Below are 15,902 nucleotides of genomic sequence, written 5' to 3'. Positions count from 1 at the left end.
TTTTTTTCAGAACTGTTTAAGAAAACGTAAATCGTTTTCAAAAAGAATACGGATATCCGGAATCTCATGTCTAATTGTGACGATTCTATCCACACCTATCCCAAAGGCTAATCCTGAATAATCTTGAGAATTAATATGAATGTTGCTAAGTATTTTTGGATGCATCATTCCGCAACCTATTACTTCGATCCAATTTCCTTTAACATCCAATACATCAATTTCCATTGATGGTTCAGTAAAAGGAAAATAAGAAGATCTTAATCTGGTTTCGATATCTCTTTTAAAGAAACTTTTTAAAAAATCAACAAGAATATCTCTTAAGTAAATAAAATTTACTAATTTTTCTATTATAAAACCGTCAGTTTGATGAAACATTGGAGTATGATTTTGATCATAATCTTTTCTATATACTTTTCCAGAAGAAATGATTCGAACAGGAGGATTTCTTTTTTTCATAGATCGAACTTGTATACATGATATTTGTGTTCTTAAGAGATTTTCCTGATCTATCCAGAAAGTACTTTGTTTTCTTCTATCCGGATGATCTTTTGGTATATTAAGAAAATCAAAATTATTTTTTTCATTTTCAATCTCAGGACCTTCTTCTGAAGAAAATCCAAGTTTGAAAAAATAATCTCTAATTTCTTGAAAAGCTTGTGTGATTAGATGGATACTCCCGGTTCTAGTTTTTCTTCCTGATAGAGTAATATCTATTTTTTTGGATTTTTTTCCAGACATATTTTATATAAATTTTTTTTCTTTAAAATATCTTAAACTAATCTTTCTCTTTAAAAGAACTTTTTTATCTTGTTGATTATAGATATTAATTTTCAAATTAACGTTTATTGAGAGAAAATTAATTAAGTTTTAATGATCTTTATGGAACCTTTCTAAGAAATTTTTCTATCTCAGTTTAGTTATAAAAATAGAAATCAAGGAAAACTTTAAATTTTAAAGATATTTTTTTAACTTTTTAACTAAATAAGAAAAAAATTTTTTATTAGAAATAGCTATTTCAGAAAGTATTTTCCTATTAATAATAATAGAGGAATTCTTTAACATTTCAATTAATCTGCTATAACTCAATCCATATTTTCTACTTTCTGCATTGATTCTGGAAATCCAAAGTTTTCTCATATCAGTTTTACGGCGACGACGATCCCTATAGGAATATTGACCTGATTTAATTACTGCTTGAAATGCAGAACGATAATTTCTAGATCTTGCTCCGTAATATCCTTTAGCTTGATCAATAACTTTTTTGTGTTTCGCGTGAGCAAAAGTACCCCTTTTTACACGAGTCATACTTCTCCTATTAACATGTAATAATTTTTTTGTTATCGAAATATCTTTTTATATTTCTATATATAAGGAAGATGTGATCGCAAAGTATTTAAGTTTGATCTAGATACAATAGACTTTATTCTTAAATGACGTTTACGCTTTTTAGATTTTTTAGTTAAGATATGTCGAAGATTTGATTTTTTATGTTTTAAGCTTCTATTAGAGAATTTTCTAATTCTTTTAAAAGCCCCCCTTATGGTTTTCATCTTTTTCATGTTTTTTTACAAAGAATCCATTATTTTGAGAGATTTAAATCAATATATCTTTCTATAGATTACTTTAGCTTTTTACTTTTTGGAGACAAAATCATAACTATTTGACGATTTTCTATTTTACTTGAAAACATTTCTGTATTGGAATAAGATTCCAAATCCTTTTGGATTCTATTTAGCATATTAAGTCCTATTTTTTTATGAGTTACCTCTCTTCCTCTAAATCTGACAGTAATTTTAGTTTTATCTCCATGTTTCAGAAATTTAATTAATTTCTTAAGTTTAGTTTGATAATCGCCTTCGTTTGTATTTGGTCTAAACTTAATCTCTTTAACTTGAAACAATTTTTGTTTTTTTTTCTGTTTTTTAATCAGTTTATTTTTTCGATAAATGAACTTTCCATAATTCATGATTTTACAAACTGGTGGAACTGTGTTCGGCGCTATTTCTACCAAATCTAATCCAAAAGTTTCTGCTTTTTTAATTGCTTCTTTAATACTCACAATTCCCATTTGTTCACCTTGAAGTCCAGTTAATCGAACTTCTTTAGCAGTGATTTCCTGATTAATTTTGTTCAAACGTATATGATTCTTTTTTTTAGTTTTAATAAGCATGTCCTCCTTCAATCAAGTAATTATTAATTTCAGAAGATACCATCTTGATAAAATTTTCTATGGAAATTGTTTTTATTACTTTCTCTAGTTTTCTTCTTATTGATACGCTTCCAGTTTTTTCTTCTTTCTCACCACATAGAACAATATAAGGTATTTTATTAATACTATGTTTTCTGATTTTAAGGTTAATTTTTTCATTTTTTAAGTCATGGTATACTCGAATTCCTGCATATTTAATTCTTTGAACTATTTTTTTTGAAAAGTTTATATATTTTTTAGAGACGCTTATAACAACTACTTGTATGGGAGATAACCAAGTTGGAAGATAACCAGAATAATGTTCAATCAGTATTCCAATAAATCTTTCAATTGATCCTAAAATAGCTCTATGAATGATCATCGGATGTTGCTTTTTATTTTTTTGATCGATATAAAAAACACCAAGTTGAATAGGCAATAAAAAATCCAATTGGATGGTTCCACATTGCCACTCTCTTTCCAATCGATCGTGTAAAGTAAATTCTATTTTTGGACCATAAAAAGCTCCGTTTTCTGGTAAAAGATCAAATTCTTTTTCCAAAGCCTTTTCCAAAATAGACTCTGCATAATCCCAATATTTTTCTTCTCCAATTCTTTGTTTTGGTCTAGTAGCTAGTCTAATCGATATTTTTTTAAATCCAAATGTTTTGTATACTTCTTGAACCATACCAATACATTTCTTTATTTCTTCAAAAACTTGTTCTTTAGTACAAAAAATATGGGCGTCATCTTGAGTGAACTCTCTAACTCTCATTAATCCATGTAAAGATCCAGACAATTCGTTTCTGTGACAATTCCCGAATTCAGCTATTCTTAGAGGCAAATCTCTATAAGATCTTATTTTTTGTTGAAATATTTTAATATGTCCTGGACAATTCATTGGTTTTAAACAATATTTTCTACTTTCAGAACTTACCTTAAACATGTACTTCTCATAATTTTGTAAATGTCCTGTTTTTTTCCAAAGAGATTTATGTAAAATTTCTGGAGTTTTTACTTCTTGATACTGATATTCTTTCAATTTTAATCGAATATATCTTTTTAACTCTTGGAATATAATTAATCCGTTTGGGTTCCAAAATACACTTCCTGGAGAATTTTGATCGAAATAAAAAAGTTCGAGTTGCCTCCCTATACTTCTATGATCTTGTTCTTTTTCCGTATGATTGCTGAATTTACGATTTCTTTGATTCATTTTTCAAAAGTGATCCGGTTTTAATTGACATTAAACAATCGTTTAAGTAAAATTAGAGAAACTTTTTTAATTCAAGATAGAGAGCAGAATTTTTAAAATTTTTAAAAAAAAGATCTAACAATAGATTATCCGATTTTTTTATTTTAGGTTTAGATTTTTTTCAAAACTCCCTCATTATATTATATTAAATATCAAAAGTAAATTTTGTCATTCTTTCGAATTATTTTATCTTTTTCTAATTAGAGTACGTTGTTTTTATAAGATTATTAAATAGAGAATTGATTTTTCGATTCAACTTTTATGATTGGATTTGTCTTTATATTTTTTAAATTTCATATTTTTTCATGAGAGGAATCCTTATTTTTTGATTTTTTCCGATATATCTTTTTTAGAACGAGAATGGATCGATCATATATGTACGTTTCTCTTTATATGTTTATTTTAGAGACTCCTAAATTCTTGAAAAGGACTAAAATTGTCCTTTTTTTAAATACTTTTGAAAATGAATGGATTTACTATTCTTAATTAAAAATAAGAAATTAATATACATACCAAAAAATTCAAAAAGTTCACATTACATAAATATAATTTACTTAAATTTAAATAAGGATCGATTTTCTCATGTATCAAGTTGTTCAGATTAGAAATTTCTTTAAAAGCTTTCTATCGAAATTATTCACTATTATTCTTGAAGATTTGGAAAATATTGATAAGGTATTTTTATGTCCTTTTCAAACTACCTGACAAAAATATTGAAATTTCATGAGTTTCCTATGAAAGATCGAGTTGTTTTCAATTTTTTCGTATATTTTAATTTCTTTTAAAGAATGTTTTTTAATCTCTATTTTTTATGATTCGATTGAAAAATATTAAAAATCTATGAAAAATTTTTCGTGAATATCGGATTAAAAGATTTCGTATTCTATATAGGTATACTTTACAAAAGTTTATTCATTAGTTTAAAAATTTTCTTAAATAAAAATGACATTTTTCGGGCATCTTTGGTTTTCAATATCTTTACTAGTTTTCTTTAAAAAGTTATTGATAAATTACGAAATTCTTAAGGGAGACTTTTTACACTTGATTGTAGGATCTGTGATCGGATCCATGATTCCAGACATTGATCATCCTTGCTCTAAAATTGGAAGATCAATGAGATGCATATCTGTTCCAATATATAAATTATCGGGGCATCGAGGAATAACGCATAGCTTGCTTTTTTGGATAACTATTACATTTCTGTTTTCTCCTATTTCAGAAAGGAGTGTTATTTCTTGCGATTTCACAAAATCTTTTTTGTTGGGTTATTTAAGTCATATTGTCGGAGACTTATTAACTAAAAGTGGAGTTCCTTTATTTTGGCCATTTAAGAAAAAATTTGGTTTTCCAGTTCTAAAAAATGATAGTATTTATCGAGTTGAAAGAATGATTTCGATTATCTTGATTATTTTATCAGTTCTGATACCCAAAAATTATTCTTCAAACATTATTTTCTTAATTGAAAATTTAAAAAATTCTTCTATAAGATTTAGTAATTATGTTTATTCTATAAAATAAAAATATGAATATCCATTCTTTGCTTTCTTATTTTTGATTGATTTATGTAGACAATCCTTTTTTTTTTGATAGAATAACAGTTTTAAATGCATTTATTTAAGGTAATTTTAATGTCGAAAATTAAAGGTAGTGTTAAATGGTTTAACGAAGCAAAAGGATTTGGATTTATTAGCCCAGAAGATGGTAGTAAGGATGTTTTCGTTCATTTTACTTCTATTCAATCTGAAGGATTTAAAACTTTAACAGAAGGACAGAAAGTGGAATTTGATGTGGCAAATGGAGAAAAAGGACCTTCTGCAATTAATGTCGTTGCTATTTAAAGAAATCACAACCCTTACTTTTTTAAGTAAGGGTTTTAAAAAATATTTCTCCTGAATTATACGAAGATCTAACTAAAGGACCGCAGGACACATTTTCGAACCCTATATTTTCAGCTTCCTTTCTGAGGTCAGAAAACTCTCTTAAATTTAAATAACGTTTTACCGGAAGATGTTTACGACTTGGTCTCAAATATTGTCCAATCGTTAAGAACGAAACTCCATTCTTTTTAAGATCTTTCAATACGGATATTACTTCATTTTTAGTTTCTCCAAGACCGACCATAATTCCCGATTTAGTTGGAGTATCAGAATTAAGAGTTTTAAAATAACGTAATAGATTTAAGGATCTTCTATAATCGGAAGCTGGTCGAACCTTCTTGTATATCCTCGGAACACTTTCTATATTGTGCGAAAATATATCTGGTGGACAAGTACTTAAAATTTTTATTGCTTCTTTTTCATAGAGATGAAAATCAGGTACAAGTATTTCAATGGTAGTTTCTTTACTTTTCTTTCTGATTGATTGAATACATTTCAGAAAATGATTCGCTCCTTTATCGTGTAGATCATCTCGATTTACCGAGGTTATGACAATGTGTTTCAATTTCATTTTCAGTATAAAATTGGATATTTTTTGTGGTTCCTCAATGTCCACAAATTTTGGTCTTCCTTTTTGGACGTTACAAAATCGACAATTTCGAGTACAGATCGAACCTAATATGAGAAAAGTAACTACTCTTTTTTGATAACATTCGACTAAATTTGGACAAGAAGATTCTTCGCAAACTGTATGTAAAGAATGGGATCTTATAGTATCTCTAGTTTCTTGAATTATCTTTTCCTCTGAAGAGGAAGGAGCTCTGATTTTGATCCAGGATGGTTTTTTGAGATTCATAAAAAATTAAATTTTAATTGATAATTTTCGTGAATATTTATCGGAAATTCCTTAAAAAGGAGAAAAACATAAAAAATCATTTTTCAAGCATAAATAAATCTGAAAATTTATTATGCTTTTATTATTTTAAAAGACATCTAGTATATTTTAACAGAAGTTCTCTTACGATCTTCATGCGAATTTTTGGAAAAAATTCACTTATTTGAGTCATTTCAATATTTGACAAACCACAGGGAACTATATGATTGAAAGGAGAAAGATCCATCTTGACATTTATTGACAACCCATGAAAAGAACATCCTCGAGAAATCTTTAATCCTAAAGAACTTATCTTTTTCTGATTCACGTATATTCCTCTGTTCCTTTTACAAGAATAAGAATGGATTCCAATTTCTTTCAGTAAGCTAATAACTATCTTCTCCAAACTAGAAATCAGCTTTCCTACATTCATCGATCTTTTTTTTAGATTTAATAGAACATACATAATCTGCTGACCTGGACCATGATAAGTAATTTTCCCTCCTCTATCAGATTGAACTATTGGTATGTCAGTTCGGAAAATATATTCCAGTTCTTGAATACTTGATTTTCCTAATGTAAAAACCGGAAAATGTTCAACTAACCATATCTCATCTGGGGTGGAATTCACCCTATTCTTGCTGAATTCTATCATAGATTTATAAGTTTTTCGATAATCCTGTATTCCTAGATTTCGAAATCTGATATGTGTATGAAACATAGAACGAATTTATTGATCTATTAATTAACGTTTCATACAGAAAAACCTTAAAAGAATTGATAAATCTTCTTGAAAAACTCAATCAAACTTCTCGAAATTCTCAAAAGAATTACTGTATTGATTTATTCATAATTCATTGGAAAAAAATTTTTTATGAGTTTGGACAGACATTGTGATACCCAATCCTATCATTAGCTGTACTAAAGACGACCCACCATAACTCATAATTGGCAAAGGTATTCCAACTACTGGAAATATTCCGCTAACCATTCCAATGTTAACAAAGACACAAGTAAAAAATGAAAACATAATAGTCGATACCACGATCATCCCAAAGGAACTTTTCGAATAAATTGAAATCATTATTCCTCTAAAAAATAAAAATAAATAAAATAGTATGACTGAAATCACACCTAATAATCCGAATTCTTCTGCTAGAACAGAGAAAATAAAGTCAGTGGATTTTTCTGGTAAGAAGTTCAAATGAGATTGAGTACCTTGAAAAAGTCCCTTTCCGAATAAACCTCCTGATCCTATAGCTATTTTTGATTGAATGATATGATACCCCTTTCCTAAGGGATCCGATTCTGGAAATAAAAATGTAAAAATTCTGTTTTTTTGATATTCATGCATTGAAAAAAACCATAAATATGGAAAAAGAAAAATTAAAAATATGGAAGAAAAAATAATTTTTTTCCAGGATATTCCAGAAAGAAATAAAACAGATACTCCAGAAAAAGCGATTAAAATTGAAGTTCCTAAATCAGGTTGTATACCTACTAAGATAGTAGGTATAAAAATCAAAAAGATTGATATAACTGAACTTCTTTTTTTTAGAGGACATGGATTCCGATTGATTATTCTTGATATGAAAAGTGGGACTGTAATTTTAGATAATTCTGAAGGTTGAAAACTGATGTTACATATATTTAACCATCTTTTCGCTCCTTTGATAGTTTGACCATGAAATACTACAAGAACTAATAAAAATATATTAACTATATAAAGATAGGGAGAACAAATCTCATATCTTCTTGGAGATATTTGAGAGGATGATAACATAACTATCAATCCTAAAAAAATTTGAAAAAATTTTTTTTTTAAAAAGTTGAAATCTTGACCGCTTGCACTCCATGTAATTATAAGACTGACAACAGATAATAAAAGAACTAGAAACAATACTATTCCATCTATGTGAAATCTAATCAAGAATGGAGTAGTATATTTAATCTTTTTTTTATTTCTTTTCATGATATTTTATTCAATATTTTTTTCTGGAAATACCGAACTTTCGGATAAATCTTGAACTAAGAAATGATCGAAGATTATTCTCGCGATTTTTCCGATTGCTAACTGTTGTTCGACATCATAATTTTCTAAAACGATCATTACCGAAACAGTAGGGTTTTCATATGGAGCGAATCCGATCATTAATTTATGATCTCTTAAGTTTTCCGATATATCCTCTATATTATATGTTTCATAACTGAAAACTTGAGCAGTGCCAGATTTGATCGCAGTTTTATAAGGTACGTTCAAAAAACTGCTGTAAGCAGTTCCTCGGAAATGATGAGATACACCATGCATACTTTCTTTAACTAATCTCCAAAACGCAATGTCCACACCTTCTATTTTTTCAAATTTATTTTGCTTGTTAAGTATACATCTATCTCGATAACTTACTCCATGAAGAAGATGTGGAGATTTAATTATCCCATCATTGATTAATATCAGCAATGCTTTCATCATTTGAATCGGTGTAGCTGTCCAATATCCTTGTCCAATTCCAATAGAAATTGTATCTCCTTGATACCATGGTTTTTTATAAAGTTGCATCTTCCAAGATTTTGAAGGCATATTTCCTAAATGTTCTTCAAAGAGATCGATACCTGAAAATTTTCCATATCCAAACTTTTTCATCCAATCAGAAATCAAATCAATTCCCATTCTATGAGCTAAATAATAAAAAAATGTGTCTGAAGACTCAATGATAGCTTGAGAAATATTGAGTAATCCGTGTCCTTCTCTCTTCCAGTCTCTATATTTTTTTTCAGAATTCGGTAATTTCCAACATCCATTGTCGAAAATTGTAAATTTTTCATCGATGATTTTTTCGCTTAATGCTGCTATCGCTATAAAAGGTTTTGCAGTGGATGCTGGAGGATACAATCCTTGAATTGTTCTGTTAATAAATGGATGATCCTTATTTTCCAGAAGAAGTTGATATTCTTGATTAGATATTCCTTTGATGAATAAATTTGGATCGTAAGTTGGATTTGATACTAAAGCTAGTATTTCTCCATTTCTTGGATCAGCAACAATAACCGACGCTTTGTTATTGGTTAATAGTTTTTGTATTTTAACTTGTAATTTTAGATCGATTGTGGTATAAATGTCGGATCCAGGCTCAGGAGGAAGGTACTCTAATTGTCGCATTATTCTTTCTTGTCTGTTGATTTCGACTTTTCGATATCCTAATTTACCACGTAAAATGTTTTCATACCTTCTTTCCATTCCTATTCTTCCTATAGTATCATTTTTAAAATAGTTATTTAACGATCCATGATTTTCTAAATAACCTAGATCTTTTTCATTAATTCCAGATACATAACCGATAGAATGTGTTAGAACCTGACCATATGGGTAGTATCTGAAGTAATGTTTAGATATTTTAACTCCCGGAAATTGATGTTGGTTAACTAAAAAACAAAAGATTTGCTGTTCATTCAACATCCTTTTGATTGGTATAGAAGTAAACTTACGTGATCTTCTCTTAGTTTTATAGAAAATTCTTATGTCTTCTTCATTAAGATCAATCAATTTTTTCAGATCTTTAAAAATTTTTTGTAAGTTCTCTGCTTCTTCTGGAACTAGCTCTAACTGATAATACGCTCTATTAGTCGCTAATGGAATTCCGTTTCTATCGTATATTTCTCCTCTAATCGATCGCAAAGGTATCAATTTTATTCTATTTCTTTCAGATTTATACCAGTATTCTAGATGATCATTAATCTGTAACCGATACATTTTGATCACGATTATAAAAACCGATAGGAGGAGGATGATAAGAGATATAACGATTCTTTTAGAAAACAAATTAAACTCTTTTTTATAATCTCTGAGATAGATTTTTTCGTTTTTCTTTCTTTTAATATACATATTTATGTATACGTATTTTAAATTTATCGGTCAGAAAGTTATTTTTAATTATGAATTACAAATCAATTAAATGCTTTTGATTTTTCTTTAATGAAGTTTCTGAAAGGTATTAAAGAATCAATTTTTCAAAATCAAAATATTTTATATTCTTTGAAAAAGATTGATGGATCTTTTTGAAAGTTGTAGTTAGAAACTATTTTTGATAAATTCGATTTTCGTTAATATATTTTAAAACATCATCTGGAAGTAAATTTCGACAACTCTTTTTCTGCATTTTTCTCATTCTAATTTCTGTTGAAGAAATCGATAAGCAAGGATTATTTACGAAATAAACCTTTCCATATGAAAAACGATTCAATTCTTCTTTATTTTCAGTTTTATTATGATTTACTAAAAATTTAACGAGTGGGTTAAGAGAGGATTTTTTCTCTCTATTCCTTCTAAAGACTAAAAGATTACATATTTTTAAAATTTTTTTCCAATTAAACCAGGTATGAATGGAATATAAAACATCTTCTCCTATAACAAATCCTAATGGTTTTTTCCATCCAATTTGATTTCTAAAAGAGTAAAGAGTATCAATAGTATATGAAAAATTTTTTTTTCGTATCTCTCTAAGATCAATCTGAAATGAAGAATTATTTTTTAGAGCCAATTGAATCATCTTCAATCTTTGTTGAATGTTCGCAACTGGAAGAGAATTCGGTAGCGCCCTATTGGGTAATATAATACATTTTTCTAATTTTAAAACCTTAGACAAATGTTTTATTATAGATAGATGACCTAAATGTATAGGATCAAAAGTTCCACCATATAATAGTTGGATTTTATAAGATAGTTTTTTTTCAATTTTATGAAAATCGATAAGATGTTTATTTTTATTACGTATCATTTTTTGATCGTTTTTGATTAGCAAATAATATGATGATTCTTTCCAATTCTAACCAAATCATTTCTTGATCATTGTTTTTTAGAAAAAGTTCCGATCTTGCAATAACTTTCATCAATGACAGAATAAAATTCTGATCTATTTTTTTGATATAACTTTCGTATTTTTCTTGAAATCTTCTATTAACTCTTTCCGAAATAAAAAATGTGGAACTCTCTTTGATCGTCTCATACTTTAGAAAAAATAGCAATATTAACCTATTCTGAATAGATTTGATCAATTTAAAAATGTCGTTTTCTTTCTTTTTTAAAGACTCAACTTTTCTCCAAGTTTTTTCGATTTTTCCAAGCAATAACTCATATATTATATCTTCTTCTGATATGCTTCGACTAACTTCATTTCTTAAGAAATTTTTGATTTGATTGATCGTTATGGTTTTATTCAAAAAAAAGTTTGAAAGTTTTCTAAAAATTCTTTCTATTTTTGTTAGATCTTTTACTTGATCTAAAATAAAATCAATCGATTCTAGGTCTAGCCAAATGGATCTTGATTCCATCTGATGTTTTACAATTTTGAAGAGTCTCGATCGGTTTGGTTCGGAACAATCAATGATTTTTTCTTGATGAATCTTAGTGAAACTTTCAAATCTTGACCTTATTTTTCGAGCCATGTATAATCTCTTGAAAATCATTATCAATATCAGATTTTGGTTCCAAGAGGGTGAAGATCGATTTATCAAATTTTCCAGAGAACTTAAAAAAAAACTCTCATTTAAAACATTTATTATAATAATTTTTCCAGTATAAAAAAGATTTTGAAAAGAAAGATATTCTATTATCTTTTTCAAATCAATTTCAGAAATAAGACGGAACCTTTTAATTTCGTAAATATTTTTAGGGGATAAAATTCTTAAGATGCTTTTGATAGATTTCCGAATTAAAAATAAATTTTCTCCAAATAAAAAGTAATTTCGGGAAATTTTATTTTTTAGATTTTTGGAAATATTTTCCGGGTAAATAATGTTCAAAATACATCCTAAGTTTTATTGATTAAAAATTTTATTAATTAAAAGTCCAATTAGTTATCTATAGATTTTTCCTTATTACTTAACGAACAAAAATATTTAATTTTCGCATAAATGTCTTTAAAATTTCTGTTGATTGTTTTAAACAATATCAAAAAGCTACATCTGATTAACTAAATATATTCTTTTATTTAAAACCTTTTATTAAAGCACTCTTTTAAAAGAATTGCCCGGAATATATTCTTGAAAATTTATATTTTTTAAGAAGAATCTTTCAACTTTTTCTCAAAAATTTGAATTTTTAAGAAAATTTTTTATATTATTCGACTAAAATATTTATTAATTTAGAACGAATATATATCACTCTTTTGATTTTATTTAGTTTACGACGAAAACATTTTTTTCGGACAATTGAAATTATTTTTTCTTCTGAAAAGTTCTCTTTAACGTAAATTTTATCGTAAAATTTACCATTGATTTGTACGATCAAACTTTTTTTTGTTTGACTATTTATGTAACTTTCATCAAATCTTGGCCATTCCTGAAAATCAATATTTTGATGATTCCCAAGAACCTTCCAAAGGATAAAACATACGTGTGGTATTACTGGAAATAACATGAGAACTACTTGATTAAAAGCTTCTTTTATTAGAGCTATATCTTGTTCATTTTTTTGATGATAGTTTGATATCTTATTGACAAATTTCATGATTTCTGAAATTGCTGTGTTGAAATGAAACTGATCAATCATATCTTGAGTAACTTTTTTAATTGTTTTTTGTAGATTGAGATATAAATCTATCTGTCTCTCAGTCAATTGATTAACTTGTAAAACTTCATTCGATTGATTTTCCGAATGATCGAAAATCATCTTCCATAATTTTTTTATGAATCGATGTGCTCCATTCATTTGTGATATTCTCCATTCAATGTTCATTTCAATTGGAGCGATGAACATCATAAATAATCTCATCGTATCAGCGCCATATTTTTCGAGTATTCTTTCAGGATTAACTCCATTATTTTTAGATTTTGACATCTTTATCATCCCTGCATACGTTACTGAATTTCCTTGACGATCCTTTGATTCAACGATTCTTCCATTTTTATTTCTTTTGATCGAAATCTGATCAGAAGAAAGCCAAATTTTCTTTTTGTCCTTATCTAAACTATAGAACGCATCGGATAAAATCATGCCTTGACATAGAAGACTTTTTACAGGTTCATTAGAAAATAATAAACCTTGATCTCGCATTAATTTGTGAAAAAAACGAATATACAGAAGATGCATAGTAGCATGTTCTATTCCCCCTATATATTGATCAATTGGCAACCAATAGTTTGCTTCTTCTTTATCTAACATGCCTTCATTATAGTTAGGACAAGTGTGTCTTGCATAATACCAAGATGATTGCACGAAAGTATCCAATGTATCTTTTTCAAGATAACATTCTTCTCCTTCAATTCGAATTGAATTGTTTTTAAATTTATCTAAATCTTTAAATTCTGAATAAATTTTAGGTCCTTTTTTATCTTCATAGGATATGATAGGTAAATATTTTTCTGGAATAACTATTACCTTTTTATCATCTTTGGTGGCAATCGGAATTCTTACACCCCATAATCTTTGTCTGGAGACCTCCCAATCTCTCAATCTGTAAACGATCTTTTTTTTTGAAACTTTTAGAGAAGTTAATTTCTTAGTAATTTGATTATTAATATCCTTTATTTTCATTCCATCATACTCTTCAATATGAGTCAAAATCGTTTCTTCAAAAACTTCAGTTCTATCTTTTTGAGAGTAATCCAAATCTTTTGTATTTTTTAAAATAATTCTTTCAAATGGAATGTTATATTTTTTCGAAAATTTATAATCTTCATGATTGTAGTTTGGAATAGATAATTTTACGCAAATATTTTGATTAAATAAGAAATTAACGATCCAGATGGGTATACTTTTTCCAGTTATCGGATGAATCGAATACATTTTACTAAATACACCTTCTTTTTCTATAGTAGAAATCACTTCTTCAGAAATTTGAATTTTTCGACATGATTGAATAAAATTTCTTATTCTTTTATCCTTTTTAGATATCTTTATAATTAAAGGATGATTCGAAGCAATATATAAGCAAGAAATTCCCATTATTGTGTAAATTTTTCTTTTTTCTAAATGAACAAACAATTTTTCTCTTGTATGAAGTATTCTAAATTCTATTTCCAATCCCTCTTCTCTTCCTATCCAATTTCGTTGCATGGTTTTAACTTTTTTTGGCCATCTTTTTAAATCGTTCAGTCCTTGCAACAATTCTTCAGAATATTGAGTAATTTTAATGAACCATTGAAGTTGATTTTTTCTTTCTATTTTTCCTTCACAATACCAACAAGATCCATTTACTACTTGTTCATTAGCTAACACTGTTTTATCCGTTGGGCACCAGTTTACTTCTGTAAGTTTTTTATAAATTAGTCCTTTTTCATAAAGTTTCGTAAAAAACCATTGTTCCCAACGATAGTAGTTTGGTTCACATGTCGATAATTCTCGACTCCAATCATAACTTAGACCCAACTTTTTTAATTGATCTTTCATATTACGTATATTTTCGACGGTCCAATGAAATGCTGAAACTTTATTTCTCTTTGCTGCATTTTCTGCTGGTAAACCAAAAGAATCCCATCCCATAGGATGTAATACATTTTTTCCTAACATTCTTTGACATCTGGCGATAACATCTCCAATGGTATAATTTCTAACGTGTCCCATATGCAACTTTCCAGACGGATAAGGAAACATAGAAAGACAATAAAACTTCTTTTTTTTTACATCCATGTTAACTCGAAATGTCTTATTTTTTTCCCAATATTCTTGAACATATTTTTCTATTTCTTTCGGTCGATACGCATTTTTTTCTTTCATATTTATTTTTAATTGATTTTTTTCTTTTTATATACGAGATCAATATAATATAGTTTTCAAATTTTTTGAAAAGATGTTTCTTTTATTTCTGTAATAGTTGTTTTTAAATAAAAAATGACCATTCTATAAATAGTTCGTTTAAGATGAATTATCCAATTTTTAATTTTATGTAAAATTTTGGTAATTTTTTTTTATAAGAATAAAAAATATTGGATAGTTTCCGTAATATATGGAGTTGAACCTTTTATAGAAACTCCGATCTATTAAAGATGAGATTGTGAATTGAGATACATTTTTGTATATTTTTTCATTCGAAGAGATTATAGCAGCAATTTCATGATTCGTTGAATATATTAAATTCTAATGCTCTTATTCTGATTTTTTGGGTTGTTTTCAAGAACCGATAGAATTTTCAAACCAACTGTTGTCTGCAATATTTGATATGAATTCGATATCTGAAGAAAAATTTTTCCAATTTGATCGATTAAAGTTATTTTATAACATATGGGAGTAATACATTGATTCTAAGAATTGATTAATAGATCTTAAACATATTTTTCTGGACTAAAATTAAATTGAAATTTTGATAAAAACTTTCTTTTAGTGTTTGGAAAATTATTTTTGAAATAAAATGAATTCTTCTTCGGAACTAAATGATGTTTTCGGTAATAGTTTTACTTAGAACATTGATAGTTTTTGTTTTCCCATGATGAAATAGAATTAAATATTTTTTTAGAAAAGATATTTTTGTAATAATTTTCAGAATTTATAATTCCTGTAATCAAACGAGTCTTCTTGAGAAAAATATTTTGTTCAGATTTGAAATCAATTCATAATTTTCAAATTCCATTGGAAATTTCAGATTCTGATCAAACTATAATACCTACTGATCCTAAATATTAACATGATAATTTTAAAAATAAATTAATGATGCTTTTTCATATTTTTATGATTCCATTTGTTTTTCCTTTAAAATATTGGGTTATATTGGAGAAGTA

14 protein-coding genes are annotated in these 15,902 nt (G+C 27.3%); 2 read left to right on the top strand and 12 right to left on the bottom strand.

Translation table 11 applies throughout. The features are described from left to right. Nucleotides 1–6 precede the first annotated feature (6 nt). The 5 genes from pheS to thrS form a co-directional block, all read right to left on the bottom strand. Nucleotides 7–738, bottom strand: coding sequence for a phenylalanine--tRNA ligase subunit alpha (gene pheS, locus AOE55_RS00480; protein WP_013087733.1), 732 nt, complete (start codon nucleotides 736–738; stop codon nucleotides 7–9). Between the two features lie 213 nt (nucleotides 739–951). Continuing rightward, on the bottom strand, nucleotides 952–1,305 hold the full coding sequence (gene rplT / locus AOE55_RS00475) for a 50S ribosomal protein L20 (protein ID WP_013087849.1): 354 nt from the start codon (nucleotides 1,303–1,305) through the stop codon (nucleotides 952–954). Nucleotides 1,306–1,361: 56 nt separating this feature from the next. Further along, nucleotides 1,362–1,559 (bottom strand): 50S ribosomal protein L35, encoded by a 198-nt coding sequence (gene rpmI / locus AOE55_RS00470; RefSeq protein WP_041855165.1) that lies wholly within the window; start codon nucleotides 1,557–1,559, stop codon nucleotides 1,362–1,364. A gap of 59 nt (nucleotides 1,560–1,618) precedes the next feature. After that, a complete protein-coding gene (infC, locus tag AOE55_RS00465) occupies nucleotides 1,619–2,170 on the bottom strand; it encodes a translation initiation factor IF-3 (RefSeq protein WP_013087875.1) in 552 nt (183 codons plus the stop codon). After that, the gene (gene thrS / locus AOE55_RS00460; RefSeq protein ID WP_013087761.1) at nucleotides 2,160–3,404 is read right to left on the bottom strand and encodes a threonine--tRNA ligase; all 1,245 of its coding nucleotides are present in this window, start codon (nucleotides 3,402–3,404) and stop codon (nucleotides 2,160–2,162) included. The genes infC and thrS overlap by 11 nt, the downstream gene beginning before the upstream one ends. A gap of 981 nt (nucleotides 3,405–4,385) precedes the next feature. Here thrS and AOE55_RS00455 point away from each other — a divergent pair. Both AOE55_RS00455 and cspE read left to right on the top strand, forming a co-directional pair. Continuing rightward, nucleotides 4,386–4,961: a metal-dependent hydrolase gene (locus tag AOE55_RS00455; RefSeq protein ID WP_013087498.1), complete on the top strand. Its 576-nt coding sequence runs from the start codon at nucleotides 4,386–4,388 to the stop codon at nucleotides 4,959–4,961. Between the two features lie 110 nt (nucleotides 4,962–5,071). After that, entirely contained in the window at nucleotides 5,072–5,281 is a 210-nt protein-coding gene (gene cspE / locus AOE55_RS00450) for a transcription antiterminator/RNA stability regulator CspE (RefSeq protein WP_013087511.1), read from the top strand. Between the two features lie 22 nt (nucleotides 5,282–5,303). Here cspE and lipA read toward each other — a convergent pair whose 3' ends face one another. From lipA to leuS, 7 genes are all read right to left on the bottom strand, one after another. Beyond that, the gene (gene lipA, locus AOE55_RS00445) at nucleotides 5,304–6,176 is read right to left on the bottom strand and encodes a lipoyl synthase (RefSeq protein ID WP_013087435.1); all 873 of its coding nucleotides are present in this window, start codon (nucleotides 6,174–6,176) and stop codon (nucleotides 5,304–5,306) included. A gap of 121 nt (nucleotides 6,177–6,297) precedes the next feature. Continuing rightward, nucleotides 6,298–6,915 carry a lipoyl(octanoyl) transferase LipB gene (gene lipB, locus AOE55_RS00440; protein WP_013087638.1) on the bottom strand — a complete coding sequence of 206 codons (618 nt, stop codon included), beginning with the start codon at nucleotides 6,913–6,915 and terminating at the stop codon, nucleotides 6,298–6,300. 126 nt (nucleotides 6,916–7,041) lie between these two features. Further along, on the bottom strand, nucleotides 7,042–8,166 hold the full coding sequence (rodA, locus tag AOE55_RS00435; protein WP_013087567.1) for a rod shape-determining protein RodA: 1,125 nt from the start codon (nucleotides 8,164–8,166) through the stop codon (nucleotides 7,042–7,044). A 6-nt stretch (nucleotides 8,167–8,172) separates the two neighbouring features. After that, nucleotides 8,173–10,074 carry a penicillin-binding protein 2 gene (gene mrdA / locus AOE55_RS00430; protein ID WP_013087641.1) on the bottom strand — a complete coding sequence of 634 codons (1,902 nt, stop codon included), beginning with the start codon at nucleotides 10,072–10,074 and terminating at the stop codon, nucleotides 8,173–8,175. A gap of 193 nt (nucleotides 10,075–10,267) precedes the next feature. Further along, nucleotides 10,268–10,966 (bottom strand): nicotinate-nucleotide adenylyltransferase, encoded by a 699-nt coding sequence (nadD, locus tag AOE55_RS00425; protein ID WP_013087466.1) that lies wholly within the window; start codon nucleotides 10,964–10,966, stop codon nucleotides 10,268–10,270. Next, nucleotides 10,956–11,990, bottom strand: a complete 1,035-nt coding sequence (gene holA, locus AOE55_RS00420) for a DNA polymerase III subunit delta (protein ID WP_013087825.1) — start codon at nucleotides 11,988–11,990, stop codon at nucleotides 10,956–10,958. The genes nadD and holA overlap by 11 nt, the downstream gene beginning before the upstream one ends. Nucleotides 11,991–12,306: 316 nt before the next feature. Continuing rightward, nucleotides 12,307–14,904 (bottom strand): leucine--tRNA ligase, encoded by a 2,598-nt coding sequence (leuS, locus tag AOE55_RS00415; RefSeq protein WP_013087883.1) that lies wholly within the window; start codon nucleotides 14,902–14,904, stop codon nucleotides 12,307–12,309. Between the last annotated feature and the right edge of the window lie 998 nt (nucleotides 14,905–15,902).

Source organism: Candidatus Riesia pediculicola (assembly GCF_002073915.1).
GTDB lineage: Bacteria > Pseudomonadota > Gammaproteobacteria > Enterobacterales > Enterobacteriaceae > Riesia > Riesia pediculicola.
This window is presented reverse-complemented; position numbering and strand designations above follow the sequence as displayed.